The sequence below is a fragment of the Sideroxyarcus emersonii genome, from assembly GCF_021654335.1.
In the GTDB taxonomy this organism is placed as follows: Bacteria; Pseudomonadota; Gammaproteobacteria; order Burkholderiales; family Gallionellaceae; genus Sideroxyarcus; species Sideroxyarcus emersonii.
The window spans coordinates 2,023,818-2,050,767 of record NZ_AP023423.1 but is presented as its reverse complement, the minus strand read 5'-3'; the positions used below and the strand labels follow the sequence as shown (position 1 = coordinate 2,050,767).

Annotated in this window: 29 protein-coding genes; 14 read left to right on the top strand and 15 right to left on the bottom strand. The window is 61.6% G+C overall.

The window, feature by feature from the left end:
- Positions 1–3: 3 nt before the first annotated feature.
- From L6418_RS09855 to L6418_RS09835, 5 genes are read right to left on the bottom strand one after another with little or no spacing between them, the layout of a single operon-like run.
- Entirely contained in the window at positions 4–255 is a 252-nt protein-coding gene (locus L6418_RS09855) for an AbrB/MazE/SpoVT family DNA-binding domain-containing protein (RefSeq protein WP_237246749.1), read from the bottom strand.
- A gap of 23 nt (positions 256–278) precedes the next feature.
- On the bottom strand, positions 279–2,828 hold the full coding sequence (gene mutS / locus L6418_RS09850; RefSeq protein ID WP_237246748.1) for a DNA mismatch repair protein MutS: 2,550 nt from the start codon (positions 2,826–2,828) through the stop codon (positions 279–281).
- 10 nt (positions 2,829–2,838) lie between these two features.
- Complete coding sequence (locus L6418_RS09845; RefSeq protein ID WP_237246747.1) at positions 2,839–3,480, bottom strand: DUF47 domain-containing protein; 642 nt, start codon at positions 3,478–3,480, stop codon at positions 2,839–2,841.
- A gap of 9 nt (positions 3,481–3,489) precedes the next feature.
- Positions 3,490–4,524 (bottom strand): inorganic phosphate transporter, encoded by a 1,035-nt coding sequence (locus L6418_RS09840; protein WP_237246746.1) that lies wholly within the window; start codon positions 4,522–4,524, stop codon positions 3,490–3,492.
- A 28-nt stretch (positions 4,525–4,552) separates the two neighbouring features.
- The gene (locus tag L6418_RS09835; protein WP_237246745.1) at positions 4,553–5,350 is read right to left on the bottom strand and encodes an inositol monophosphatase family protein; all 798 of its coding nucleotides are present in this window, start codon (positions 5,348–5,350) and stop codon (positions 4,553–4,555) included.
- Between the two features lie 63 nt (positions 5,351–5,413).
- On the opposite strand from L6418_RS09835, the gene L6418_RS09830 reads away from it, so the two are divergent.
- The 11 genes from L6418_RS09830 (at position 5,414) to L6418_RS09780 (ending at position 13,060) form a co-directional block, all read left to right on the top strand.
- Complete coding sequence (locus tag L6418_RS09830; protein ID WP_237246744.1) at positions 5,414–6,187, top strand: RNA methyltransferase; 774 nt, start codon at positions 5,414–5,416, stop codon at positions 6,185–6,187.
- Positions 6,171–6,902, top strand: a complete 732-nt coding sequence (cysE, locus tag L6418_RS09825; RefSeq protein ID WP_237246743.1) for a serine O-acetyltransferase — start codon at positions 6,171–6,173, stop codon at positions 6,900–6,902. The genes L6418_RS09830 and cysE overlap by 17 nt, the downstream gene beginning before the upstream one ends.
- Before the next feature lie 115 nt (positions 6,903–7,017).
- Complete coding sequence (locus L6418_RS09820) at positions 7,018–7,494, top strand: Fe-S cluster assembly transcription factor (RefSeq protein ID WP_237246742.1); 477 nt, start codon at positions 7,018–7,020, stop codon at positions 7,492–7,494.
- A 70-nt stretch (positions 7,495–7,564) separates the two neighbouring features.
- Positions 7,565–8,779 carry an IscS subfamily cysteine desulfurase gene (locus L6418_RS09815; protein ID WP_269807807.1) on the top strand — a complete coding sequence of 405 codons (1,215 nt, stop codon included), beginning with the start codon at positions 7,565–7,567 and terminating at the stop codon, positions 8,777–8,779.
- Between the two features lie 77 nt (positions 8,780–8,856).
- Entirely contained in the window at positions 8,857–9,273 is a 417-nt protein-coding gene (iscU, locus tag L6418_RS09810; RefSeq protein ID WP_237246741.1) for a Fe-S cluster assembly scaffold IscU, read from the top strand.
- 8 nt (positions 9,274–9,281) lie between these two features.
- Positions 9,282–9,605 carry an iron-sulfur cluster assembly protein IscA gene (iscA, locus tag L6418_RS09805; protein ID WP_237246740.1) on the top strand — a complete coding sequence of 108 codons (324 nt, stop codon included), beginning with the start codon at positions 9,282–9,284 and terminating at the stop codon, positions 9,603–9,605.
- A complete protein-coding gene (hscB, locus tag L6418_RS09800; RefSeq protein ID WP_237246739.1) occupies positions 9,605–10,147 on the top strand; it encodes a Fe-S protein assembly co-chaperone HscB in 543 nt (180 codons plus the stop codon). The genes iscA and hscB overlap by 1 nt, the downstream gene beginning before the upstream one ends.
- Positions 10,148–10,149: 2 nt before the next feature.
- Positions 10,150–12,018 carry a Fe-S protein assembly chaperone HscA gene (gene hscA, locus L6418_RS09795; RefSeq protein ID WP_237246738.1) on the top strand — a complete coding sequence of 623 codons (1,869 nt, stop codon included), beginning with the start codon at positions 10,150–10,152 and terminating at the stop codon, positions 12,016–12,018.
- A 1-nt stretch (position 12,019) separates the two neighbouring features.
- Entirely contained in the window at positions 12,020–12,364 is a 345-nt protein-coding gene (gene fdx / locus L6418_RS09790) for an ISC system 2Fe-2S type ferredoxin (protein ID WP_237246737.1), read from the top strand.
- Positions 12,361–12,555: a Fe-S cluster assembly protein IscX gene (iscX, locus tag L6418_RS09785; protein WP_237246736.1), complete on the top strand. Its 195-nt coding sequence runs from the start codon at positions 12,361–12,363 to the stop codon at positions 12,553–12,555. The genes fdx and iscX overlap by 4 nt, the downstream gene beginning before the upstream one ends.
- 1 nt (position 12,556) lies before the next feature.
- Positions 12,557–13,060 carry a disulfide bond formation protein B gene (locus L6418_RS09780; RefSeq protein WP_237246735.1) on the top strand — a complete coding sequence of 168 codons (504 nt, stop codon included), beginning with the start codon at positions 12,557–12,559 and terminating at the stop codon, positions 13,058–13,060.
- Here L6418_RS09780 and L6418_RS09775 read toward each other — a convergent pair whose 3' ends face one another.
- The 4 genes from L6418_RS09775 to L6418_RS09760 form a co-directional block, all read right to left on the bottom strand.
- Positions 13,061–13,285 carry a DUF2798 domain-containing protein gene (locus L6418_RS09775; RefSeq protein ID WP_237246734.1) on the bottom strand — a complete coding sequence of 75 codons (225 nt, stop codon included), beginning with the start codon at positions 13,283–13,285 and terminating at the stop codon, positions 13,061–13,063.
- Between the two features lie 13 nt (positions 13,286–13,298).
- Positions 13,299–13,682, bottom strand: coding sequence for a SirB2 family protein (locus L6418_RS09770; RefSeq protein ID WP_237246733.1), 384 nt, complete (start codon positions 13,680–13,682; stop codon positions 13,299–13,301).
- Positions 13,683–13,729: 47 nt separating this feature from the next.
- Positions 13,730–14,245, bottom strand: a complete 516-nt coding sequence (locus tag L6418_RS09765; protein WP_237246732.1) for a cytochrome b — start codon at positions 14,243–14,245, stop codon at positions 13,730–13,732.
- A 75-nt stretch (positions 14,246–14,320) separates the two neighbouring features.
- The gene (locus tag L6418_RS09760; RefSeq protein ID WP_237246731.1) at positions 14,321–15,568 is read right to left on the bottom strand and encodes a TIGR03862 family flavoprotein; all 1,248 of its coding nucleotides are present in this window, start codon (positions 15,566–15,568) and stop codon (positions 14,321–14,323) included.
- A 121-nt stretch (positions 15,569–15,689) separates the two neighbouring features.
- Here L6418_RS09760 and L6418_RS09755 point away from each other — a divergent pair, with 121 nt between their 5' ends.
- Positions 15,690–17,054 (top strand): DEAD/DEAH box helicase, encoded by a 1,365-nt coding sequence (locus L6418_RS09755; protein WP_237246730.1) that lies wholly within the window; start codon positions 15,690–15,692, stop codon positions 17,052–17,054.
- Positions 17,055–17,123: 69 nt separating this feature from the next.
- Here the strand turns inward: L6418_RS09755 and L6418_RS09750 are convergent, their stop codons facing one another.
- Positions 17,124–17,261, bottom strand: a complete 138-nt coding sequence (locus L6418_RS09750) for a hypothetical protein (RefSeq protein WP_237246729.1) — start codon at positions 17,259–17,261, stop codon at positions 17,124–17,126.
- A gap of 367 nt (positions 17,262–17,628) precedes the next feature.
- On the opposite strand from L6418_RS09750, the gene mdoH reads away from it, so the two are divergent.
- Together mdoH and L6418_RS09740 are read left to right on the top strand one after the other, a co-directional pair.
- A complete protein-coding gene (gene mdoH, locus L6418_RS09745; RefSeq protein ID WP_269807806.1) occupies positions 17,629–19,515 on the top strand; it encodes a glucans biosynthesis glucosyltransferase MdoH in 1,887 nt (628 codons plus the stop codon).
- 52 nt (positions 19,516–19,567) lie between these two features.
- Complete coding sequence (locus tag L6418_RS09740) at positions 19,568–21,187, top strand: glucan biosynthesis protein (RefSeq protein WP_237246727.1); 1,620 nt, start codon at positions 19,568–19,570, stop codon at positions 21,185–21,187.
- A 24-nt stretch (positions 21,188–21,211) separates the two neighbouring features.
- Here the strand turns inward: L6418_RS09740 and L6418_RS09735 are convergent, their stop codons facing one another.
- From L6418_RS09735 to serB, 5 genes are all read right to left on the bottom strand, one after another.
- Complete coding sequence (locus L6418_RS09735; protein WP_237246726.1) at positions 21,212–21,625, bottom strand: Spy/CpxP family protein refolding chaperone; 414 nt, start codon at positions 21,623–21,625, stop codon at positions 21,212–21,214.
- 100 nt (positions 21,626–21,725) lie between these two features.
- Positions 21,726–21,971: a hypothetical protein gene (locus L6418_RS09730; RefSeq protein WP_237246725.1), complete on the bottom strand. Its 246-nt coding sequence runs from the start codon at positions 21,969–21,971 to the stop codon at positions 21,726–21,728.
- A gap of 283 nt (positions 21,972–22,254) precedes the next feature.
- On the bottom strand, positions 22,255–25,083 hold the full coding sequence (locus L6418_RS09725; RefSeq protein WP_237246724.1) for an adenosylcobalamin-dependent ribonucleoside-diphosphate reductase: 2,829 nt from the start codon (positions 25,081–25,083) through the stop codon (positions 22,255–22,257).
- A 375-nt stretch (positions 25,084–25,458) separates the two neighbouring features.
- Positions 25,459–26,025: a hypothetical protein gene (locus tag L6418_RS09720; protein ID WP_237246723.1), complete on the bottom strand. Its 567-nt coding sequence runs from the start codon at positions 26,023–26,025 to the stop codon at positions 25,459–25,461.
- An 87-nt stretch (positions 26,026–26,112) separates the two neighbouring features.
- On the bottom strand, positions 26,113–26,949 hold the full coding sequence (gene serB / locus L6418_RS09715) for a phosphoserine phosphatase SerB (protein WP_237246722.1): 837 nt from the start codon (positions 26,947–26,949) through the stop codon (positions 26,113–26,115).
- Position 26,950 lies beyond the last annotated feature (1 nt).

The window sequence follows — 26,950 nt, the reverse complement described above, 5'->3', positions numbered from 1 at the left end:
TACTTATTTTCCTGTTTGCTGGCGATATTTGCTTTCCAGCCGGTCGAACACCTCGTCTGCCGGGTGCCCTTTGCCGCTGGCGATCCCTGCGGCGATGGCGGATTTTAATTCTGCGGTTGAAAGTTTGGGGATCAACTGGATGACCGAGCCAGAGGAGACGAGTTCGAATTCCTGGCCGGGCTTGAGGTGGAGGGTGTCGCGCACTTCTTTGGGAAGGGCGATCTGGAAGTCATTCGAAAGGGTGGCTGTGCTCATTGGAACCTCCTGTGTCGACTATGCTACACCAGCTTCTTCAACTGATAAATCTTCTCCAACGCCGCCTTCGGGCTCAGATCATCCGGCTGCACATCACGCATCGCCGACACCAGCGGATGCTCTTCCGGCTCCGGCGCTTCGGGCGCAGCGGCGAACAGGTCGCCTTGCGGGTTCTGCGCGGCGCTCTGTTGTTCCAATCTCACTAGCTGTTTCTTCGCATTGCGGATGACGCCATTGGGCACACCGGCCAGCGCGGCGACTTGCAGGCCGTAGCTTTGGCTGGCGGCGCCTTCGTTGACGCTATGCAGGAACACGATGGTGTGCTGGTGCTCGACGGCGGCGAGGTGCACGTTGGCGAGTTGCTTGAATTCTTCTTCCAGCCGCGTGAGTTCGAAGTAGTGCGTGGCGAACAGGGTGTAGCTGCGGTTGAGTTCCAGCAGGTGGCGCGCGATGGCCCAGGCGAGGGCGAGACCGTCGAAAGTGCTGGTGCCGCGGCCAATCTCGTCCACCAGCACCAGGCTCTTGTCGGTGGCGTTGTGCAGGATGTTGGCGGCCTCGGTCATTTCGACCATGAAGGTGGAGCGTCCGCTGGCGAGGTCGTCCGATGCGCCGATGCGCGTGAAAATCTGGTCGATCTCGCCCAGCACCGCTTCTTCTGCGGGGACGAAGCAGCCGACATGCGCGAGCAGCGCGATGATGGCGGTCTGGCGCATGTAGGTCGATTTACCGCCCATGTTGGGGCCGGTGATCAGCAGCATGCGGCGTGAGGCGTTGAGCGTGGTGTCGTTCGGCGTGAACTGTTCCACCTGCGCCTGCACCACTGGATGACGGCCTTGCTTGATGACGAGTTGGGCTTCGTCGCTGAATTGCGGTGCGCAGAAGTTGAGCGTGGCGGCGCGCTCGGCGAAGGTGGCGAGCACGTCCAGCTCGGCGATGGCGGCGGCGATGCCTTGCAGTTGCGGGATGGAAGGTGCAAGGCTTTCCAGCAACTGGTCGTAAAGGAATTTCTCGCGCGCCAGGGCGCGGTCGTTGGCGGAGAGCGCCTTGTCCTCAAAGGCTTTCAGCTCGGGCGTGATGTAGCGCTCGACGTTCTTTAGCGTCTGGCGGCGGCGGTAGTCGTCCGGCACCTTGTTGGCATTGGCCGCGCTCACTTCGATGTAGAAGCCGTGCACGCGGTTGTATTCCACCTTGAGCTTGTCGATGCCGGTGCGGGCGCGTTCGCGGCTTTCCAGTGCCAGCAGGAACTCGCCGCAGTTGTTCTGGATGCCTCTGAGTTCATCCAATTCGGAATCGAAGCCGGCGGCGATCACACCGCCTTCGCGCAGGACGGAGGAGGGTTCTTCCTTCAGGGTCTTCTGCAGCAACTCGACCAGCGCGACATCGGCTTGCAGGTCGCTCGTGAGTCGGCGGATGCGCGGCGCGGCAACATTCGCCAGCAGCGCAGAGAGTTGCGGCAGTTGCTTGAGCGTGTCGCGCAGGCCGGAGAGGTCGCGCGGCCTCGCACTCTTCAGGGCGATGCGTGCGGTGATGCGCTCCACGTCCACGCTGGGTTTCAGCTGGTCGTGCACGGCGGCGTATTTCTCGTCCAGTTCGTCCACCGCATCCAGCCTGGCACGCAACACCTCGCGGTTGCGCAGCGGATGGTGCAGCCAGTGCGCCAGCAGGCGGCTGCCCATGTTGGTGGCACAGGTGTCGAGCAGCGAGAGCAGGGTGGGCGCGGGCTCGCCGCGCAGGGTCTGGGTGATCTCCAGATTGCGGCGGGTGGCGGCATCCATGCGCACGAACTGATCGGCGCTGTAGACCTGCGCGCTGCGGATGTGGGCGATGCTCTGCCCTTGCGTCAGTTTGGCGTAGCCGAGCAGCGCGCCGGCGGCACTCAGGCCATGCGTGAACTCCTCGCAGCCGAAACCGGCGAGGTCGCGCGTGCCGAACTGCTGGCACAGCGCGCGGTGCGCGGCGTCGCGGTCGAAGTGCCACTCGGGGAGTGTCTTGCTTGCAATTTGCTCCCCCCTCTCCCGGGGGGAGAGGGAGCCTTCCGCGTAGAGAATCTCGGAAGGCTGCAGCCGTTCCAGTTCGGCGGGCAACTGTTTGGCATCCACTTCGGCGATGGTGAGCTGGCCGGAGGCGAGGTTGAGCCAGGCGAGGCCGACTTCGTTGCGGCTCTGGTGCAGTGCCAGCAGCAGGTTGTCGCGTTTCTCTTCCAACAATGCGGAATCGGTGAGCGTGCCGGGCGTGACGATGCGCACCACCTTGCGTTCGACCGGGCCTTTGCTGGTGGCCGGGTCGCCGATCTGTTCGCAGATGGCGACCGACTCGCCCATCTTCACCAGCCGCGCGAGGTATTGCTCCGCCGCGTGGTAGGGCACGCCGGCCATCTTGATCGGCTGGCCGCCGGAGGCGCCGCGCTGGGTGAGGGTGATGTCGAGCAGCTTGGCGACGCGCACCGCGTCGTCATGGAACAGTTCATAGAAATCGCCCATGCGGTAGAACAGCAGCATGTCCTGATGCTGGGACTTCAGCCGCAGGTACTGCTGCATCATCGGGGTCTGGGTGGATTTTTCCGCGGTACTCATGCGCCAGGCCTCAACTGATCTTGACCACGATGTCGTGCAGGGTGTTGGCACATTGCGCCATGTGATGGGCGGCGTTGGTCAGGTGGCGGTAGATCTCGCGTCGTTTGAACATGTTGACGTAGTCGTTGCCCTCGAACAGCGTGGACAGGGCGATGCGGTACTGCTTCTCGGCATGGCGTTCGGCCTTGCGCGCGGCATCGGCATATTGCGCGGCTTCGGCGGGTTTGTTGCCGAGCAGGGCGAAGCCCTTGGCCAATGCATTGACGCCGTCCTTGATGTTCTGCGAGATGTCGCGCATGAAGGCATCGGGCGCCACGCCCAGCACGTCCATCTCGTGCACGGTGGTCTTGCAGTACATCACGATATCGTCCAGTGCCGTGATGGCGCGGTAGATGTCCTCGCGGTCGATGGGGGTGGAGAAGGCGTCGTTCAGTTCGTGCAGGTTGCGCGCCTTGATCAGGTCGGCCTCGTGCACGTCCAGCTTGAGCGCATCGGCCACTGCGGGGCCGTCGTGCTCCATGTATTCGACCAGCAGGTCGACGGTGTGGACGACCTTGAGGTTCTGCTCGGTGAGCATCTGGAAGAAATCGGGCACCTTGGGAAACACCCGGTCGAGGATGCGTGCGAGCAGCGTTTTGGAGGCATCGGGCATGGCGGTCACTCAGATGAACGATTGGACGAGAAGATAACAGCAAATCGACATCAGTGCCGCGCCGGGGATGGTGATCAGCCAGGCGGTGACGATCTCCAGCGCCTTGCCCCAGCGCACGGCCTTCGGGCGTTCCGAGGCGCCGATGCCCATGATCGAGGAGGCGACCACGTGCGTGGTGGAGACCGGCGCGCCGAACAGCGAGGAGCTGAAGATCACGCCGGCGGCGGTCATCTGCGAATCCAGCGCATGCACCGGGCGTATCTTGTAGATGGAGAAGCCGAGCGTGCGCACGATCTGCCAGCCGCCGGAGAGGATGCCGAGCGTGATGGCGAGCGAGCAGGAGAGGATCACCCAGAACGGCACGTCGAAGGTCGGGATGAAGCCGCCCAGCACCAGCACCAGCGTCAGGATGCCCATGCTCTTCTGCGCATCGTTGGCGCCGTGCGAGAAGGCCAGCCCGGCCGAGGTGACGAACTGCAGGTGGCGCAGGTCGCGGTTGATCGAAGGGTGCGTGCCGCGCAGCAGCCGCAGCATGGTTTTGTGCAGCACATAGCCGACCAGGAAGCCGATGACCGGCGAGAGCACCAGTGCGGCGACCACTTTGGCGACGCCGTTCAGTTCGCCGTGCAGCAATTCGGCGAAACCCCAGGCGACATGGCTGGAACCGGCGGATACCACAACCACCCCGGCCAGACCGCCCACCAGGGCGTGCGAAGAGGAGGAGGGGATGCCGCGCCACCAGGTGAGCAGGTTCCAGGCGATGGCGCCGACCAGTCCGCACAGCACGATGGTGAGCGCGAGTTCGCGATCGAGGTCGTCCAGCGTAATGAGTTTGCCGATGGTGTTGGCCACCGCCGTACCGCCCAGCAGCGGGCCGAGGAACTCGAAAAAGGCGACCAGCAGCACCGACTGTACCGGCGTCATCGCGCGCGAGGCGATCACCGTGGCGATGATGTTGGCGGCGTCATGGAAACCGTTGGTGTACTCGAAGATCAGGACGATGGCGATGGTCGAGATCGTCAGGACGAGGAGGGTGGAATCCATGCCGGGGGCTGCCGATGCCTGTCGTGGGTCAGCCCTTCAAGCCTGGAGTGAGGTGCGGTCCGATCACCTGCAGCAGTTGCTCGTGGATGTGCGGGTTGCCCGCGCACACATGGCCGCTGGCGAGATAGTCCTGGTTGCCGGCGAGGTCGGTGACGATGCCGCCCGCTTCGCTGATGAGCAGCGCCCCGGCAGCGATGTCCCAGGGCTTGAGGCCGGTCTCGAAGAAGCCGTCGTAACGGCCGGCAGCGGTCCAGGCGAGGTCGAGCGAGGCGGCGCCGGGGCGGCGCAGGCCGGCGCTCTTCTGCATCAGTTCGCGGAAGATCGCCATGTAGGCATCCATGTGTTCGAAGCGGGTGTAGGGGAAGCCGGTGCCGATCAGGCTGTCGATCATTTCCTTGCGCTTGCTGACGCGGATGCGCTTGTCGTTGAGGAAAGCGCCGCGCCCGCGCGTGGCGGTGAACAGGTCGTTCTTGGTCGGGTCGTACACCACGGACTGGGTCAGCACGCCGTTGTGCTGCAGTCCGATGGAGACGGCATACTGCGGCACGCCATGCAGGAAGTTGGTGGTGCCGTCGAGCGGATCGATGATCCAGACGTATTCCGACTGGCCTTGGGTGCCGCTCTCTTCTGCTAGAATCGCGTGGCCTGGATAGGCTTCCAGCAAGGTCTCGATGATGATGCGCTCGGCGGCGCGATCCACTTCGCTGACATAATCCGCGTGGGATTTCTTGGTCACCGTGAGGTGGTCGAGGTTGTCGGCGGCGCGGTGGATCAGGTTTCCGGCACGACGCGCGGCCTTCACCGCGATGTTGAGCATGGGGTGCATAATCAGTACGACCTTTTTAATGAGCTGGGGAAATCCGGCGCGTATTTTAGTTGGTATTGCGTTTTGAATAAACCTAATCCTTTGAGCGGCATCCGCGTGGTGCTGAGCCATACCACCCATCCGGGCAACATCGGCGCCGCGGCGCGGGCGATGAAGACCATGGGCCTGCGCCATCTGTACCTGATCAATCCACGCCATTTCCCGGACGCGCAGGCCACGGCGATGGCGGCCGGGGCAGACGACATCCTGCAGGACGCCGTGGTGTGCGGTTCCATCGACGAGGCATTGCAGGGCGTGGTGTTTACCGTGGCAATGACTGCGCGCTTGCGCGATATCTCCATCGCGGTGCGGACGCCGCGCGAGGCGATGCCGCAGTTGTTGCAGGAAGCGCAGGCAGGACCGGTGGCGCTGCTCTTCGGTACCGAGATGTCCGGCCTGACCAATGAGGAGATGGGCAAGGCGCAGCTGGGGGTGAACATCCCGGCCAATCCGGAGTTTTCTTCGCTCAACGTGGCGGCGGCGGTGCAGGTGATGGCCTACGAACTGGTGGCGGCGGCGGAAAGCTTCGTGCCGCGCGTGCCGCAGATCGAGCCTGCGACGCATGAGCGCCTGGAGGGGTTGTATGCGCATCTGGAAAAGACCCTGTTCGAGATCGGTTTCTTCACCACGCAAAACCCGGCGCGGCTGATGCAGCGGCTGCGCCGCTTGTACTCGCGTACCCGTCTGGAGGATGAGGAGATCAACATCCTGCGCGGTATGCTGACTGTGGCAACCGAGTACAATGCCCGTCTGAAGAAACGTTATGCGGAAGAGCACCCAGATGTTCAACAACATTAGAGAAGACATCAGCAGCGTATTCGATCGCGACCCGGCGGCGCGCACCACTTTCGAGGTGATCACCTGCTATCCCGGCCTGCATGCGCGCCTCTTTCATCGCCTGTCCAACACGCTGTGGCACTTGCGATTGAAATGGCTGGCGCGCTTCGTTTCGCACTTCGCACGCTGGTTCACCGGCATCGAGATTCATCCGGGGGCGACCATCGGGCGGCGTTTCTTCATCGATCACGGCATGGGCGTGGTGATCGGCGAGACGGCCGAGATCGGCGACGATGTGACCATGTACCACGGCGTGACCCTGGGCGGCACTTCCTGGAAGGAGGGCAAGCGCCATCCCACCGTGGGCAATGGCGTGGTGATCGGCGCGGGGGCGAAGGTGCTGGGGCCGATCCACATCGGCAATGGCGCCAAGATCGGCTCCAATGCGGTGGTGGTGAAGGACGTGCCGGATGGCGCCACCGCTGCGGGCATCCCCGCGCGCATCCTGGACGAGGAAAAGAAGGTCGCGCACGGTTTTAACGCCTACGGCATCGGCAACGACCAGAACGATCCGCTCGCCAAGGCCATCCACGGATTGCTGGGGCATAGCGTCACGGTCGACCAGCGCATCGATTTCATCCTGCAGCAGCTGGAAAAGATGGGGGTGCGGGTGGAAGAGGAGCGTGCCACGGCGGATAAGTTCGATCCCAACCATCTAAATAAAATTGTTGATTAAAAGAATCAGGTATTCTATGATTCCCTCAGATGTTGGAGGGGTAACACCCTCATGAGTAAAAGGGGTAACGAGCGGCGATGCGCCGGGACAGTTTAAATTTGAGAGGGGTAAGGTTATGCGACTGACAACCAAAGGACGTTTTGCGGTAACGGCAATGGTGGATTTGGCGACGCGCAGCGGCAAAGGGCCGGTGACGCTGGCCGGGATCAGCGAGCGGCAGAAGATTTCGCTGTCCTATCTGGAGCAGCTGTTCGGCAAGCTGCGCCGCAACAATGTGGTGGCCAGCGTACGCGGCCCGGGCGGCGGCTATTGCCTGGCGCGTCCCGCAAACAAGATCAGCATGGTCGATATCATCACTGCGGTGGATGAAGCGCTGGATGCCACCCAATGCGGCACCAAAGGCAATTGCGATAACGGCAAGCCTTGCATGACGCATGACCTGTGGTTCGGCCTGAACGAGGCGATCCACGAATACCTGAGCAAGATCAATCTCCAGCAACTGGTGGATGGCCAGACCAGCAGGAACGGTGCTGATATGCCTGCATCCATCATGATGGCAAAGCACGACAGCTCGGAACGCGTGCCTGCCTGAATCGGTACAACTGACCATCCGCTGACCGGCGCAGGCCGGGTGAGCCTATTGTGGTTATAGGAGGAAAGAAATGACGTTGCAACTGCCGATCTACATGGACTATTCCGCGACCACGCCGGTCGATCCGCGCGTGGCGAAAGCGATGATTCCGTTTCTCACCGAGAAATTCGGCAATCCCGCTTCGCGTTCGCATTCCTTCGGCTGGGTGGCGGACGAGGCGGTGGAGCGTGCGCGCGAGCAGGTCGCGGCGCTGGTCAACGCCGATCCGAAAGAGATCGTGTGGACCTCGGGCGCGACCGAATCCAACAACCTGGCGCTGAAGGGTGCGGCGAATTTCTATGCCGACAAGGGCAAGCACATCGTCACGGTGCAGACCGAGCACAAGGCGGTGCTGGACACCGTACGCGAGCTGGAGCGCCAGGGTTTCTCGGCGACCTATCTTGACCCGGAGCCGAACGGCCTGCTCGACCTGGAAAAGTTCAAGGCAGCACTGCGTCCGGATACCTCGATCGTGTCGGTGATGCTGGTCAACAACGAGATCGGCGTGATCCAGGATGTCGCCGCCATCGGCGAGATCTGCCGTGAACGCGGCATCCTGTTCCATGTCGATGCGGCGCAGGCGACCGGCAAGGTGGCGATCGACCTGCAAAAGCTCAAGGTCGACCTGATGTCGTTCTCCGCGCACAAGACTTACGGCCCCAAGGGGATCGGTGCGCTGTATGTGCGCCGCAAGCCGCGCGTGCGCCTGGAGGCGCAGATGCACGGCGGCGGGCACGAGCGCGGCTTCCGCTCGGGCACATTGCCGACGCACCAGATTGTCGGCATGGGCGAAGCGTTCCGTATCGCCAAGGAAGAGATGGCGACCGAGAATGAACGTATCCGCATGTTGCGCGACCGCCTGTGGAAGGGGTTGTCCGGCATGGAAGAGGTCTACCTGAACGGTGACATGGAGCATCGCGTGCCGCATAATTTGAACGTGAGCTTCAACTTCGTCGAGGGCGAATCGCTGATCATGGCGGTCAAGGATGTCGCGGTGTCGAGCGGCTCGGCCTGTACCTCGGCAAGCCTGGAGCCGTCCTACGTGTTGCGTGCCCTGGGTCGCAACGACGAATTGGCGCACAGTTCGATCCGTTTCACCGTGGGACGTTTTACCACCGTGGAAGAAGTGGATTACGTGGTGAAACTGTTGCAGGACAAGATTGCCAAACTTCGTGACCTGTCCCCGCTGTGGGAGATGTTCAAGGATGGCGTCGACCTGAATTCGGTACAGTGGGCCGCACATTAAAAGCGGCAAGGCAACCAGGGTGATTACCGGCAAGCGGTTCGCCTGCGGTTTTTCCCCGCTTCTGAAAGGAGCAACAAATGGCTTATAGCGAAAAAGTATTGGATCACTATGAACACCCGCGCAACGTCGGGTCGCTGGACAAGGACGATGCCTTCGTCGGCACCGGCATGGTCGGCGCACCCGCTTGCGGCGACGTGATGAAGCTGCAGATCAAGGTCGGCAAGGACGGCATCATCGAGGATGCGAAGTTCAAGACCTACGGTTGCGGTTCGGCCATCGCTTCCAGTTCGCTGGTCACCGAGTGGGTCAAGGGTAAGACGGTGGATCAGGCGCTGGCGATCAAGAATACGCATATCGCCGAAGAGTTGGCGTTGCCGCCGGTGAAGATACACTGCTCGATCCTGGCGGAAGATGCCATCAAGGCGGCGGTGGCGGACTACAAGGCCAAGCATGGCGCAACGGTGGAGACCGCCGCCTGCAACGGAAACAAATAGGAGGCGGCATGTCGATCTCGTTGACGGAAAATGCGGCGAAACATGTGCAGAATTTCCTGGCCAAGCGCGGCAAGGGCGTCGGCCTGCGCCTGGGCGTGAGGACCAGCGGCTGTTCCGGCATGGCCTACAAGCTGGAATTCGCCGACATGGTGGATAGCGAAGACCTGCAGTTTGTCAGCAACGGCGTGACCGTGCTGGTGGATCGGCACAGCCTGCCGTATATCGACGGCATGGAGCTGGACTATACGCGCGAAGGGTTGAACGAAGGGTTCAAGTTCAACAATCCGAACGTGAAGGATTCTTGCGGTTGCGGGGAAAGCTTCAAGGTTTGATGGATATCCTGACCTCGGATTTCCAGCAGGATTATTTTCATCTCTTCAATCTTCCAGTCCGCTTTCTGATCGATGGAGATGCGCTGGAGCGCAGCTATCGGGCACTGCAGGTGCATGTCCATCCGGACAAGTTCGCCCATCTGCCCGAGTCGGAACGCCGCCTGTCCATGCAGTGGGCGACACGCGTCAACGAAGGCTACCAGACGCTGCGCAATCCGCTGAACCGCGCACGCTACCTGCTGTCGCTGCATGGCGTCGATACGCAGGAGGAACTCAACACCTCGATGCCGACCGATTTCCTGATGCAGCAGATGGAATGGCGGGAAGCGCTGGAAGAGGCGAAGCAGGCCAGGGATGCCGATGCGCTGGAAGCGCTGGAACAGCGCGTGCAGCATGAGGAACATACCCTGCAACGGCAGCTCGCCGCCGTCATCGACGAGGCTCGCGATTACGCTGGCGCATCGGGTATAGTGCGCAAACTCAAATTCCTTGAGAAACTTGCGGAAGAGATCGGCTCCGCATTCGACGAAATAGACTCCTGAACATGGCCCTGTTGCAAATCGCAGAACCCGGCCTCAGCGCCGCTCCCCATCAACATCGTCTGGCAGTCGGCATCGACCTCGGTACGACCAATTCCCTTGTCGCCACGGTGCGCAACGGCATCAGCACGGTGCTCAACGACATCCAGGGCTGCGCCATGCTGCCTTCGGTGGTGCGCTATGCTGCGGACGGCAAGGTCCAGGTCGGCCACGAGGCCCAGGCGGTGCAAAGCGACGATCCGCAGAACACTATTGTTTCGGTCAAGCGCTTCATGGGACGCGGCCTGAAGGACGTGGGCGAAGTCGGCAACTTGCCGTATCGCTTCGTCGATGCGCCGGGCATGCTGCAATTGCGCACGGCCGCAGGCACCAGGAGTCCGGTCGAAGTCTCGGCCGAGATACTCAAGGTGCTGCGCGAGCGGGCCGAGCTTTCGCTGGGCGGCGAACTGGTCGGCGCGGTCATCACCGTGCCGGCCTATTTCGACGATGCGCAGCGCCAGGCCACCAAGGATGCTGCCAGGCTGGCCGGACTGAATGTGCTGCGCCTGCTGAACGAACCGACGGCGGCAGCCATCGCCTACGGCCTGGATAATGCCGCCGAAGGCGTCTATGCGGTATACGACCTCGGCGGCGGGACTTTCGATATCTCCATCCTGAAGCTGTCCAAAGGCGTGTTCGAAGTGCTGGCCACCAACGGCGACTCGGCACTGGGCGGCGACGATTTCGACCGCCGCATCTATTGCTGGGTGCTGGAGAATGCCGGCCTGTCGGCGCTGGGGCCGCATGACACGCGCCTGCTGCTGACGCATTCGCGCATCGCCAAGGAGCAGCTCACCGAATATCCGCAGACGCAGATCACTGCGGTGCTCAGCACCGGCGAGCTGGTGGATCTGACGCTGACGCGCGAAGCGTTCTACGAGATGACGCAGAACCTGGTTGCCCGCACGCTGCAGGCCACGCGCCGGGCGTTGCGCGATGCCAAGCTGAAGGTGGAAGACATCAAAGGTACGGTGATGGTCGGCGGCTCTACGCGCATGCCGCAGGTACAGCAGGCGGTGGGGGAGTTCTTCGGCCAGATCCCGCTGAACAACCTCGACCCGGACAAGGTGGTGGCGCTGGGCGCCGCCATCCAGGCCAACGTGCTGGCAGGCAATCGCAGCGGCGACGACTGGCTGTTGCTGGACGTGATCCCGTTGTCGCTCGGCATCGAGACCATGGGCGGGCTGGTGGAGAAGATCATCCCGCGCAACAGCACCATCCCGAATGCGCGGGCGCAGGAATTCACCACCTACAAGGACGGCCAGACCGCGATGAGCATCCACGTGGTGCAGGGCGAGCGCGAACTGGTGAGCGATTGCCGTTCGCTGGCGAAGTTCGAGTTGCGTGGCATTCCGCCGATGGTGGCCGGGGCGGCACGCATCCGCGTCACTTTCCAGGTGGACGCGGACGGACTGCTCAGCGTCTCGGCGCGAGAGACGAGCAGCGGGGTCGAGTCGCACATCACGGTGAAACCATCCTACGGCCTCAGCGACGAGGAGATCACCCGCATGCTGCAAGACTCGGCACAGCATGCGCGCGAGGACATGCAGGCGCGCGCCTTGCGCGAGCAGCAGACCGAGGCGAAGCAATTGCTGGAGGCAGTGGATAATGCGCTGCAGCAGGACGGCGATGCGCTGCTCGATGCGGCTGCGCAGGCGCGCATCCGTGCCAGTATGGATGCGCTGCGCACGGCGCTGGACGGCAGCGACCACCAGGCCATCAAGCGCACGGTGGAGGCGCTGAACCTGGCTACCACCGAATTCGCCCAGAAGCGCATGGACCAGAGCGTCAAGCATGCGCTGACCGGGCACAAGTTATCGGAACTGGAAAAGTGAAATGACCCAGATCATCGTTTTGCCGCATGAGGAGCTATGCCCGAAGGGGGCATTGTTCGAAGCTGCGCCGGGGACCTCGATTTGCGACGCACTGCTGGAGCACAATATCGAGATCGAGCATGCCTGCGAGAAATCCTGCGCCTGCACCACCTGCCATGTCATCGTGCGCGAGGGCTTCGACAGCCTGGAAGAGGCGACCGAGCTGGAAGAAGACATGCTGGACAAGGCCTGGGGGCTGGAAGCCAACTCGCGCCTGAGTTGCCAGGCCATCGTGGGTGAACGGGAACTGGTGGTCGAGATACCCAAGTACACCATCAACATGGCAAAAGAGGGGCACAGCAAATGAAATGGATAGACGTGCGCGATATCGCCATCGCGCTGAGTGAGAAGCATCCCGACATCGACCCGCGCACGGTGCGCTTCGTCGACCTGCACAACTACGTGGTCGATCTGGACGGGTTCGATGACGATCACAGCCGCGGCGGCGAGAAGGTGCTGGAAGCCATCCAGGCCGCATGGATGGACGAGGCGGCGTGACATGCTGAGACTCTGGGACGCTATTTCCAGGCGCTGGCTGTATCTTGCCGGTGCCCTGATCGTGGCAGGGCTGTTCGGCGCTGCGCTCTATCTGCAATACGTGCTGCGCCAGGATCCCTGTCCGTTGTGCATGCTGCAGCGGGTGATTTTCATCGTGATCGGCGTGCTGTTCGGCCTTGCCGCGCTGCACAACGCAAGGCAGATCGGCGCCAGGATTTATGCCGTGCTGATCGGGCTGTTCGCCATCGCTGGCGTCGCGGTGGCGTTGCGTCATATCTGGATCCAGCACCTGCCCAAGGATCAAGTGCCGGCCTGCGGCCCCGGCCTCGATTACATGCTGAAGAACTTCCCGATGTCGGACGTGCTGCAGGAGCTGATGCATGGCTCCGGCGAATGCGCAGCCAAGGGCTGGACATTCCTCACGCTGGGCATCCCGGAGTGGTCGCTGCTCTGGTTCGTGTTGCTGGGTATGTTTGCGCTGGCGGTCGGCTGGAAGAAAAACTGATCACACGGTGATCCTGGACACCACGCGCCGCACGAACGGCGCAACCACCAGCACCGAGGGGAAGGCGATGGGCCATGCGGTGGCGAATCCCCTGAACCAGCGGCTGAAGAAGTCTGCGTCATATCCCTGGTTGATGAAGGTCACCGTACCGGAGATGATGGTGACCATGATGACGGAGAGCATGCCGCCGAAAAGCAGGTTGCTGTAACGAGCCGGAATCTTCATCTGTTATTTCCTATCAAGTTTTCCACGGTGCCGGGTTGTGCGTCACGGCCGCGCTTATCATATAAAAGAACACCATTTGTGCCGCCAGCCAGGCAAACAGGCGGATACGCCGGGTTTTGCCGTATTTCAGCGCCACCGCGCCGATCGCTATATACAACAGCAGTGCCGCGATCTTGGCAGCCAGCCACGGTGTGGACAACGGCGACAGGCCGAGCTGCCAGGCGAGCGTGACGGCACTGGCGAGCAGCACCGTATCCACGATGTGCGGCGCGAACCTCATCCATTTCGCATGCCAGGATGCCCGGTCGCGCAGCATCCATATGCCGCGCAGGACGAACAGCGCGTAACTGAGTGCCACGCAGGTGATATGGATGAATTTCAGTAATGCTGTATCCAAGTTGCTGATGAGCGGCGAGTGTTTCGCCCGGCCGCCGGCCAAACGTGTCAGAAACGCCGGACCATGATGCGGCGCAGCAGATGGTCTTTCACCACGAACTGGTGATACAGCGCAGCGACGACATGGAATGCGACCAGCAACAGCATGATGCCGATGAACAACTCATGGAATTCCTTGGCGTCGACCTTGCTGAAATCCGGGATCAGGTTCGGGTCGCCTTTCTTGATTGCTTCGATCACGCCGGAAGTCACTGCTGTGACGATGCCGGAGACCGCGACGGCGATGAGCGACAGGTTCAGCAGCACATGAGTGGCGGCGGCGATCTTGTTCAGCAGCGGGTTGGCATTGGCCGGTGCGGGCTCGCCGTCTTTCTTCCTGAAATAGATGCGCAACAGCACCAGCAGCAGGACCAGGTCGCCGATCAGGAAATGTACCGGGAACATGGAGATCTTCTGTGCGGTGTTCTTGCTCTCGTCCAGTTCATGGCCAAGGAACAGGGCGGCGATCACGAGCAGAAAGACCAGCCAATGGATGAGCGCGGTGCGTTTGCTGTATTGCTTCATGATTTTTCCTTGTCGTTCGGGAGGGATTCTGCGCATTGTAGCGCATGAGTACGGCTTGCCAAATTGCCGGGCACCTCAGGCCGGCATTTGATCCCGATGCTGCAGCCAATCCAGCGCGCCTTTCCCGGCCGCGAGGCCGCTGGCGAAACAGGCGGAGAGCAAATAGCCGCCGGTGGGAGCTTCCCAGTCGAGCATCTCGCCCGCGCAGAACACGCCGGGCAGCCTGGTCAGCATCAGTCTTTCATCCAGCGATTCGAATGCAACGCCGCCTGCGGTGCTGATGGCCTCGCTCAAGGGGCGCGTACCGGTCAAGCGCAACGGCAGGGATTTGATGGTGCGTGCCAGCAGTGCCGTGTCGTGCATCTGGTCTGCATCCAGCGCCTCGCGCAACAGGCTGGCTTTCACGCCTTTCAATCCCAGCCTGCTGTGCAGATGGCTGGAAAGGGAGCGCGATCCGCGCGGATGCGACACCTCTTTCTGCACGCGCTGCAACGGCCAGTCCGGCAACAGGTCGAGATGCAGCACGGCCTGGCCGTGGCGAGCGATCTCGTCGCGCAATACCGCCGAGAGCGCATAAATCAGGCTGCCTTCGACACCATGTTCGGTGATGACGCATTCGCCTTGTTTGCGCAGGTCGCCGAAAGTGGCGGCGATCGATTTCAGCGGTTCGCCGGTAAATCGCTCGCGGAAGAAATCGCTCCAGACGACGTCGAAGCCGCAATTGGCTGGGCGCAACGGCTTGATCTCTATGCCGTGCTGCGCGAGCAGTGTCACCCATGCGCCGTCGGAGCCGAGCTGCGGCCAGCTGCCGCCGCCCAGCGCCAGCACCAGCGCATCGGCGTGCAGGATGCGTTCGCCTTCGGGAGTGGTGAAACGCAGGTCGCCTTGCGCATCCCATCCGTTCCAGCGATGCCGGACGTGGAAGCCTGCGCCGCGTTCGCGCAGGCGATGCAGCCAGGCACGCAACAGCGGTGCAGCTTTCATGTCGACAGGAAAGACGCGATTGGACGTGCCCACGAAAGTGGCGATACCCAGGCCGTGCACCCACTCGCGCAAGGCATCCGGCGGAAAACCGAGCAACAACGGTTCGATGTCGTTGCGGCGCGCGCCGAAACGTGTGAGGAAGGCATCGAACGGCTCCGCATGGGTGATGTTCATGCCGCCTTTGCCGGCCATCAGGAACTTGCGTCCCATGCTGGGCATTGCGTCGTAGATGTCGACGCGGACATTGCCTTGCGAGATCGCTTCTGCGGCCATCAACCCGGCAGGGCCGCCACCGATGATGGCGATGGTGGGGAACGGGCGGTGGTCGGGAAGCGGCATGTGGGGAAAAGTCTCAATCAAAGCAGGTGATTATACGGCTTCATGACGGTCGCGGCCGGTCTTGGCGCAGGAGCGTATAATGTCATGCATCCAAGCCAGAATTACGATGAAGAGAAGATAATTGAATAACGTCAGTTTTACCGATCTGAAGCTGTCTCCAGAGATCCTCAAGGCGCTGGCCGAAGCCGGCTACACCACTCCCACCCCGATCCAGGCACAAGCCATCCCGGCCGTGCTGGAGGGCCATGACCTGATGGCAGGGGCGCAGACGGGAACGGGCAAGACGGCTGCATTTGCGCTGCCGATGCTGCAGAAGCTGTTGCCGCACGCCAGTTCCAGCACCTCGCCCGCCAGGCATCCGGTGCGGGCGCTGATCCTGGTGCCGACGCGCGAACTGGCGATCCAGGTCGAGGAGAACATCAAGACCTACGCCAGGCATACACACCTGCGCTCGCTGGTGGTGTTCGGCGGGGTGGACATCAAGCAACAGACGCCGCACCTGAAGGCGGGGGTGGAGATACTGGTGGCGACACCGGGACGCTTGCTGGACCATATCGAGCAGAAGACGGTCTTGCTGAACCAGGTGCAGATGCTGGTGCTGGACGAGGCCGACCGCATGCTGGACATGGGCTTCATGCCGGCGCTGAAGCGCATCCTGGCGCTGTTGCCGAGGCAGCGGCAAAGCCTGATGTTCTCCGCGACCTTCTCGAGCGAGATCAAGAAGCTTTCCGAAGATTTCATGAATTACCCGACGTTGATCGAGGTGGCGCGGAGCAATGCCTCTGCCGAGAACATCACGCAGAAGGTCTACCTGGTCGAACAGGCGAACAAGCATCAATTGCTGGCCAAGCTGTTGCAGGGCGACGATGCGAAACAGGTCATCGTCTTCACCAAGACCAAGCTGACGGCCAGCCGCCTGGCCAGGGAATTGCAGCGCGAAGGCGTATCCGCGGATGCCATCCACGGCGACAAGAGCCAGCTGGAGCGCATGCAGGTGCTGGAATCCTTCAAGCAAGGCAAGGTCTCCGTACTGATCGCCACCGATGTGGCGGCGCGGGGACTGGATATCGACAGTTTGCCGATGGTCATCAACTACGAGATACCGCATGCGGCAGAAGACTATGTGCATCGCATCGGCCGCACCGGCCGTGCAGGCGCATCCGGTACCGCGATCTCGCTGGTGTCGCCGGAAGAGGAAAAGTACCTGCTGGAGATCGAGAAACTGATCAAGACGGAGATCCAGAAGGAGCGCGTAAGCTCACCGGGACCGGGTGCGAAAACGCACCGTGCCCAGCGCGGCGAAGCATCCGAACACAGGCGCGAATATCACGCTTCCGCACCGAAGAAGCCCAGCCATGATCCCTGGTTCGACAAGCCTTACGAACCGAGCGTCAGCGCTGCACCGCCGGCAAAGAAAGCGGTCGAGCCGCCGGCAGGCAAACCCAAGGCGCAGATCCCCGCGTTATTCGTGCGCAGGTCGGGCTGATCCGCGCCCCAGTTCGCATGGCGAACCGGACCGGCGCGCTGCTTGTGGTTGGCAGGCGGTGGAAGCTGTTTACCAGTGACGCACGACTTCGGACACCAGGGTGACCGTGACGGCTGCGATGCAGACCAGCATGATCCTCAGGTAGCCGTTCAAGGTTTTCAGTTGGGCCTGGATTGCTTTCAGGTCTTCTTTGACAGTTTCGTCCATGCGCATTCTCGATCGGGTTGATGAATCTGTGTCGCGGGATTGAATCCCGGCGGGGATTCTCGCACGCTGTCGCGCATTGTTTCAATGCCCGCACACCCGTTCCCATGTATTGATTCGTTTCGTTGCGAGCGCTGTCTCCTGTAGGCGACACGGCATTTCCATTAGCGATCACCTGCTTATCGCATCGAGTCGGATATGTTCATGTTTTGTGTCGCCATCAGGCGACATGTGGTTGCGGAATAAGGCCGACATTTCCCGTTCGACATGAACCAAATATTCTATAAATCAGGGCCGTGAACATTTCGTCTGGGCGCGGCACGATAGTTGCTCACCTTGGTGGCATGACAATTACTGCATGACACCATAGATGAAACCTTGCGATATTCCGGATGCGATCAGGTCGACAAGAACGACTCCACCCCTCTGTCGTGGCAGCATGGTGCCGCGACCATGGACAGGATTCTGGCGCGGCTTGTGGCTTGCGTTGTTTGGCGCGAGCAATGTACAGCCGGATGTGCAAACGCCGGGCTGGAAAGCTGCCGCTTCCAGGCGGCGGGCGGCGCTGGTGGCCATCGTGCTCGCCAGCACGGTCATCGCGGCAAGCCTGCTCTTTCATACCCAGGCCGCGAATGGCATGCATCCGGTCCTGCACTTCATCCAGCTTGCCATCTTCGTCGTGCTCTTTGGCTGGGTGACTGCAGGCTTCGTTACCGCCATGATGGGTTTCTGGGTGCAATCGCATCCTGACCCGCATGCGCTGCCATTTGTTGCGCTCGATCCGCGCACCCTGGATCGAGATGCGCGCACCGCCGTCATCATGCCGATATGCAATGAGCCGGTTGCGGCCGTGTTTGCTGGATTGCGCGCCACCTGCGAATCCCTGGCCGCCAGCGGGGCAGCTGCGCTGTTCGATGTCTATGTGCTTTCCGACACCTGCGATCCTGATCTGCGTGCGCAAGAATTGGCCGCCTGGTCGGAGTTACAGGCACAACTGGGCGACCGCAGCCGGATCTATTATCGGCTGCGCCAGCGCCGTACCCGCCGCAAGGCCGGCAATGTAGCGGATTTCTGCCGTCGCTGGGGACGCAACTATCGGTACATGGTGGTGCTCGATGCCGACAGCGTGATGAGCGGGGAATCGATCGCCACCCTGGTGGGCATGATGGAGGCGAATCCGCAGGCCGGCATCATCCAGACTGCTCCGCGCGTTTGCGGGGTGCAGACGCTGCATGCCCGTGCGCAGCAATTTGCCGGTCGGGTGGCCGGACGCCTGTTCACCGCCGGCATGCAGTTCTGGCAGCTGGGCGAATCACATTACTGGGGACATAACGCCATCATCCGCGTCGAGCCGTTCATGCAGCATTGCGCGCTCGATTTGCTGCCGGGGCGCGGCGGCCTGTCGGGCGAGATTCTGTCGCACGATTTTGTGGAAGCGGCCCTGATGCGGCGCGCCGGCTACCATACCTGGCTGACGACCGACCTGGAGGGCAGCTACGAGCAACAGCCTTCCAACCTGATGGAAGAACTGCAACGCGACCGTCGCTGGTGCCAGGGCAACCTGATGAACTTCCGCCTGATCACCGAACCAGGTTTCCAGGCGGTGCACCGTGCCATGCTGTTCACGGGCGCCATGTCCTATGTGTCGGCACCGTTGTGGCTCTGTTTCCTGCTGACCAGCCTGGGCCTGCATCTGCTGGAGCAGCATGCCCCCGCATTGATGTTCCCGTGGCTGGGTCTTTCGTCCACGCTGGGGCTGCTGTGGACGCTGACGCTGACGATGCTGTTCCTGCCCAGGGTCTTGGCTGTGGTGGCGATCATGAAGCATGGTGAACAGGCGGCATACGGCGGCAGTGCGGCACTGATCAAGAGCGCTCTGTTCGAAGCCGGGCTGTCGGCATTGCAGGCGCCGATCCGCATGGTGGCCCATACCCTGTTCGTCATCGGTGCGCTGACCGGCCTGAATCTGGAGTGGAAATCTCCCAGCCGCGAGGCTCAATCGGTCCAGTGGCGCGACGCATTGCGCCGCTTCATGCCGGTCATGGCCATCGTTGCTGCGGCATTGCTGGCGATCTTCCTGTTCCAGCGCAATGCCGTGTGGTGGCTGTTGCCGGTGGGGCTGCCGTTGTTGCTGGCCGTCCCGATCACCGTGTTTACGAGCGAATCCAGGTGGGGGCTCTCGCTGCGCCGCAACCACTGGCTGCTCACCCCCGAGGAGCGCAGTACTCCCTACGTGCTGGTGCGCGCCTGGGCATAAGCTAGAATGCCGGTTCTCATACCGGCATTTCCGAACGAGCAGCGAGACTCCCATGTCGTCAGAATTCGACCGCAGAAAATTTCTGGGCCTGCTGGCCAGCGCCGCAGCTTCCACCGCATTACCCTGGTCCAATGTCATGGCCGCCGAATCTGGCCTGGCGCTGGGCTCCGCCGCGGCATTCTCCTGGGCGGGGCTGGTCGAACAAGCGCGGCGCCAGTCGAAGCAGCCGTATCAGCCCGATCCCCAGCCGGATCGCGATATCCTGGAACAGATCGATTGGGAGGCGCACGGCAAGATCCACTTCAAGCCGGATGATGCGCTCTTCGCCGGCGGTCCCGGACAGTATCCCGTGCAATTTTTCCATCCGGGGCGATTTTTCCAGGACTCGGTCAGGATGTACCGGCTTGACCGTGCCTTGAGCGATAAACAGCCCCACACCCTGGCGCGCGAGATCCTGTTCGACAAGCGCCACTTCGACATGCCGGCGGACAGTCCTGCCCAACGCCTCGGGGCGCAGACGCATTTCGCCGGTTTCCGCATCCAGGAAAGCCGGCTCGGCGATCAGTCGCGCCTCGACTGGCAGCACAACGACTGGGCCGCGTTCCTGGGCGCCTCCTATTTCCGTGCCATCGGCGACGAATACCAATACGGCCTGTCGGCACGCGGCATTGCCATCGATACGGTGGAGTTCGGCAAGACGGAGGAATTTCCGGTATTCACCCGCTTCTATTTTGAATCCGCCGGCGACATATCCAATTCGGTGGTCGTCTATGCATTGCTCGACGGCCCGAGCATCACCGGCGCCTACCGCTTCGTCCTGACCCGGGAAAAGGGCGTGGTGATGGACGTCGAAGCCAACCTGTTCCTGCGGCGCGACGTTGCGCGTTTCGGCATCGCGCCGCTCACTTCGATGTACTGGTTCTCCGGAAGAGACAAGGCGAAGCAGACAGACTGGCGGCCGGAAGTGCACGATTCCGACGGCCTCGCACTGTGGACCGGCGCCAACGAACATATCTGGCGCCCGCTCAACGCACCCGACGGTATCACCGTATCGGCCTTTGCCGACAACAATCCCCGCGGATTCGGCCTGATGCAGCGCGAACGCGATTTCGGCGAATACCTGGATGCCGTTCATTACGAGCGCCGCCCCGGTTTGTGGGTCGAGCCGCTCGAAGGCTGGGGTGAAGGTTCGGTGCAACTGGTCGAACAGCCCACCGACGAGGAACTCTACGACAACATCGGCGCGATGTGGGTCCCGCGCGAAAAAGCGACGGCAGGCTCCAGTTACCGTTTGCGCTATCGCCTGCACTGGACGGCGCAAGAGCCGTTCAAGACCTCCCTCGCGCGTTGCGTGGCGACCCGTATCGGACGAGGCGGCGAGCCGGCCAAGCGTCCGCCCGGGGTGCATAAATTCGTGGTCGAATTCAAGGGCGGAGCGCTCGACCAGCTTGCCGCGGGCGTCACTCCCGAAGTAGTTGTGTCGGCCACGCGCGGCACGCTGAGCCGGATCAGGGCCGAGGCGGTGCCCGACGGCATCCCGGGGCATTGGCACACATTCTTTGACCTGGGAGAACTGGGTACGTCAAAAGAGCCGGTCGAGATACGTCTTTTCCTGCGCAGCGGAGAGCAGACGATCACCGAAACGTGGCTATATCAGTTTCAGCCCGCCTGAACTCCGGCACCGCTCAGGTTCGATTCAATGACGCAGTCTTGAGAAATGCCGGTCGGCTATGGCTTTCTGTTCCGGGGTCAGCGCCGCGTAAAGCTGCTTGAGCGCCTCATCCATCTTTTCGAAGTTGGCCAGACGTTCCTTCATCAATTCGATATGGCGGTCGAAACGCTCAGGCGCGGTCTGCGGCTGCTCATGCGTTGCCTCGTTCATCCGGTCGCGGATGTCCTTGACGCTGCTTCTGGTCTTCTCGACATAAATGCCCCAGGTCGGTTCCTGGTTGCTTGTGATCTTCAGTTCCTTCTTGAATGCGGCAAGATGCTTCTCCGAATTGGCAACCGGGTCGGCATGCTGGCGTGCCTTGCAGCCGGATTCGGTGTTCGACGCGGGTTCCTCTGCACATGCCGTTGTGGTCAGGCTTGCCATAAACAGAGACGACATCAGCATTGTCACAAGTTGCATTCTCTTCATGAATCACTCCTTCAGAATTTATAAAATGCCGGCCCATACGCCGGACCGATACTGCAGACCGTTGCCCGATTCAATCGTCATCTCCCATCCCGCCAAAGCCGCCGTCGCCGAAACCTCCAAAACCGCCGTCATCCATTCCGCCGAAGCCGTCATCATCCATCCCGCCGAACCCCATGCCCGGAAAACCCATGGGGCCGAAGCCCGGCTCGAATCCGGGGTAAGCGGATTGGTAATTGGCGTACCCGCCTTCCATGGGCATGCCTCCGCAACCAGACAGCGCCAACGCCAGCGCGCCCATCAATATCAATTTATTCATTTGGCACCTCGCAGTCAGAAAGAGAATCGACTTACCCGGATGTTGCGATACGGATGGGCAATATAAACATTGCCATCGCAATGCATGATTAATAAAAATTCATTTTCCTGAGCGACCGTTATGAGCGGGCAAGTACATTGGTACTGTTGCTGGAAAAATAAAAGGGAGCTAAAAAGCTCCCTTGGGTCAGAACGTTTTGATGAATATGGCCTGGCAGAATTTTCAGGAAATAGCGCTTAATCGGGAAATTCCGATTTTCGGCCTTATGTGAAGATTCTCAGTTCTAGCCGCACGCCCCGATCGCCCCGCAGCTCGTACAAAACTCGCAGCCGTCCTTCTTGATCAGCGTGGCGTTGCCGCATTCCTTGCACTGTTTGCCGACGATGGGCTTGAGCGCCGAGGTGGGCTTGACCTGTCCCTCCGGTATTTCCAGCACGCCCATTTGCTGCACGGGGTAGCCGTGTTCGTCGAGGATGCCGAGCATGGCATAGCGGTGGATGATGAGTTTGGCGACGTAAGAGACCGTCGACGGGTAGCTTTCCATCTTGTTGCCGCCCGGCACGCGCGCCATGAAGTCGCCCAGCGGTTCGCCGAAGTTCAGCAGCTTGCGCAGCTTCATGCCGATCCAGGCCGGATCGATCACGCGCATGTCCAGGCTGAGCACCTTGCACAAGCCGTCGAGCGAGCGCGGATACACGCCGGACAGCCACATCGAGTAGGGGCGGCGCTGGCCATCTGGCAGCACCAGTTCCTTCAGTCCCAGCACGAAGTCGTCGCCGGTGCCGGCGTTGGAGATGTCCACCGTCCAGCTCATGGTGCCGTCGGTGCCGGTCTTCGGTTCCTTCCTGGCGAACAATGCATCCATCATCGGCGTGGTCACGCCTTCGGTCACCTCCAGCGCGCCGAGCTGTTCGATGCGGTATTTCAGGAGATGGGCGAAGGCGGCAACCAGGCTGGGCATGCGCTTCACTTCGCCATCCGGCGGCATCGGCATGTCGAAGGCATCGTCGCCGGCGGTCTTCATCAGCATCTCCAGCTTCATGCGCACCCACACCGGGTCGCGCGTGCGCATATCCATCGACAGCGACTTCGCCAGCGCGCCGAGTCCGCGCGGCTGCTCCGCGCCGTTCACCCACACCTCGAACGGATGGTTGTGGCCGTTGGTGGTGTGCGACACGAATGTCACGAAGCTGCCGAGCGGATGCTTCACCACTTGCGACACCCAGCCCTCGCTGCCGGCGGTGAGCTTGGGACGGCCCGGCCAGCGCAACGAGGCCAGCGCCGGATTGGGCGTGGCTTCCAGCACGATGCGGCGGTCCTGGTCGAACACGAAATCCTGCGGTTGTTCTTCTGCCTTCTTCTCAGGTGTGACCGACAGCACCGAGCCCAGCACGCTGTTCGGGCGATAGGTCGCCAGGCCTTTCAAGCCGGCCTTCCAGGCTTCGGTATAAAGGTCCTTGAAATCCTCGTACGGATAATCGGCGGGAACGTTGACGGTCTTGCTGATCGAGGTGTCGATGAACGGTGCGACGGCGGCCACCATCTTCATGTGGTCGATGGCAGAGATCTCCAGCGCCGTGACGAAGGGGGGCGGCAGTTTGTCTACGTCACCGCCCTGCTGTTTGTATAAGCGCCAGGCATGGTCTTCAACCTGGTAGTCCTTGTTGCTGCCGTCGGGCATACGCTTCTTGCGGGTGTAGAACCACGAAAAGGGCGGTTCGATGCCGTTGGAGGCGTTGTCGGCGAAGGCCAGCGAAATGGTGCCGGTGGGAGCGATGGAGAGCAGATGGCTGTTGCGGATGCCGTGCTTGCGGATCTTGCTCTTGATCTCCTCCGGCAGGCGCGAGGCGAAGCGCGGTGCGGCGAGATACTTTTCCGCATCCAGCAGCGGGAACTTGCCGCGCTCGACGGCCAGATCGACCGAGGCGAGATACGCCTCATCGCGCATGACGCGCGTGATGTCGGCGGCGAAGGCGCGCGCCTCGTCGGTGTCGTAGCGCAGGCCCAGCATCACCAGCGCATCGCCGAGCCCGGTGAAGCCCAGGCCGACGCGGCGCTTGTTCTGCGCTTCCAGTTGCTGTTCCGGCAGCGGCCATGCGGTCACGTCCAGCACGTTATCCAGCATGCGCACTGCCACGCGCACCAGTTGCCTGAAAGGCTCATGGTCGAAACTGGCGTGTTTCGAGAACGGGTTCTTCACCATGCGCGTCAGGTCGATGGAGCCGAGGCAGCAGCAGCCGTAGGGGGGCAGCGGTTGCTCGGCGCAAGGATTGGTCGCCTCGATCAGTTCGCAATACGACAGGTTATTGTCGCGGTTCATCAGGTCGATGAACAGCACGCCGGGTTCGGCGTGGTCGTAGGTGCTGGCGATGATCTGCTTCCACAGGTTGGTGGCCCGCACTTTGCGGTACACCCATTTGCCGTCCGCGCGCTTTGTTGCGCCAGCTTCCTTGAGTGCCGCAGAGGGTTCGGCAGCGTGCACCAGCTCGAACTCCTGGTCTTTCTCCACGGCCTGCATCAGCGTGTCGGTCACGCCGACCGAGATGTTGAAGTTGCGCAGGTCGCCCTGGTCCTTGGCGCTGATGAATTTCTCGATGTCCGGGTGGTCGCAGCGCAGCACGCCCATCTGTGCGCCGCGCCGCGCGCCGGCCGACTCCACCGTCTCGCAGGAGCGGTCGAACACGCGCATGTAGGAGATGGGGCCGCTGGCGCGCGAGTTGGTGCCTTTCACATGCGCGCCTTCCGGGCGGATGGAAGAGAAGTCGTAACCGACGCCACCGCCGCGGCGCATCGTTTCGGCGGCCTGTTGCAGGGCATCGTAGATGCCGGGCTTGCCGTCGGTGGTGCCGGAGATGGCATCGCCCACCGGCTGCACGAAGCAGTTGATCAGCGTTGCCTGGATCTTCAGGCCGGCTGCGGAATTGATGCGGCCGGCCGGTACGAAGCCGTTCTCCTGTGCGTCAAAGAAGGCTTGTTCCCATTTGGCGCGCTGATCCGGCTTTTCGGCTTGTGCCAGTCCGCGGGCTACCCGGCGACGCACGTCCTGTACGGATTTCTCGTCTGCCTCGGCGTATTTTTCCAACAGGACTTCAGTGCTGATCTCTTGCGTCATTGCGATGGTTCCTTTGTTGGCAGATCCATCTGCCGGATTCCTGGTTGGTGCACCTTCGGGTCCGGCCTGGGGTACTTGAGTCCTGGAGCGGGTTTTTCGGTGTCGATCGGAAGGGGTATTGGAGGTGGTGCCGGATTCGGAATCGTTGCGGACGGACATTGCGGGCAAAACACTTTCGGTATCGAACATTTTGCTACCCCCTTGATTGTACTGGCTACTTCATCAAGATAAGCAAAAACCACTATATCTAGTAGTCAGTCGTTGAATTCTGACTAATTGTAGGGGGTTGGAATTAATTTTCAAGCGAAATATTGGATATCTGGTCCGGCCATGCTGCGGCATGGAAGAAGCGGCCCGGTTTGGCGGTCGCCGCGACTAATTCGAACAGCTCAGGCGCAACTTGTCGTTCTTGCCGGCCAGGCTGGACAGCGCGGCGGAATACACTGCATTGCCGTTGCCGCATTTCCATTCGGCGGCGAAATCCTTGCTGCAATTCGGTGCCGGATCTTCCAGCGCAGCCGTATCGATGACAAAGTCGCAACTGCCGCGTCCGTCGCATGCCTTGGCCACTTGCGCGGTGACATTGCCCGGTTTGACATTGCAGTTGCGGCCATAGCTGCCCGAGACTACCTTGATGGCGACGGTTTCCGCATTGGCGGGCGTACTGGCAGGGGCGACGGCAGCAACGTTCTGCAGGGGCAGGGAGGCCACCATATTTTGCGGCACCCTGGTATACACATCATGCGTCTCGCTCGATTGCATGACGATGCCGATGGCGATCAGCACGCCACCCAGGATGGCAGCGCCGATACGGCCGAAATTGCCGGGTTCGATCTTGCCCTCGATCCTGCCCAGCACGGCGACCATCAGGAAGATGAATCCCCCGAGCACGAACATGCGCGCGATGGGTACGTCCACCAGCCTCAGGATGACATCTTGCATGGCTATCCTTTCTGTCGAGATGCGTTAGAAAAGCGCTTGCACTGTAGCATACCGTGATGATGCCGCGGGACGCCCCGGGCAAACCGGTCAGTTGTCCAGCAACTGCACCAGGCCGTCCAGCCCGACGAAATTCAGGGCATAACTGGCCTGTTCCCGCACCACCGGCTTGGCGTGGTAGGCGATGCTGACGCCGGCCTGCGCCATCATCTTCAGGTCGTTCGCGCCGTCCCCCATCGCGATCACCTGCTCGCGCTTCAGTCCCAGCTCTTCGCGCGTGTGGTTGAGCCAGTCGGCTTTGCCCTGCGCATCGAGGATCTTGCCCAGCACCTTGCCGGTGAGCTTGCCGCCGAAGATCTCCAGCGTGTTGGCGTGTGCGAAATCGAGACCGAGGCGTGCCTTCAGGCGGTCGGTGAAGAAAGTGAAGCCGCCGGAAACCAGCAACGTCCTGATGCCGTGCTTCTGCAGCGCTGCCAGCATCGTCTCCGCACCGGGATTCAACTGCAGGCGTTCGTCGTACACTCGGTTCAGCGCCTGCTCGTCCAATCCTTCCAGCAGCGCCACGCGGCGTTTCAGGCTCTCGGCGAAATCGATTTCGCCACGCATCGCCGATTCGGTGATGGCCGCCACCTGCGGCTTCAGCCCCTGCATGTCGGCGATTTCGTCGATGCACTCGATGCTGATCAGCGTCGAATCCATGTCCATCACCAGCAGGCCGAAATGGGCAAGCTGCTGCTCGCCGTCCACATAGCCGAAATCGAGCTGATGCTCATGGCAGAACCCTGCCACGGCATCGTGCGGCCTGGCGGCGCGCAAACGATAGGCATGGGGCGAGATCTGCTCGGCGCGCACAGCCTGCGACAGGCTGGCAAGGCGGTCGAGATGGGCGGCGGGGATGTCGTGTACTGCCTGGATGATGAGGTTCATG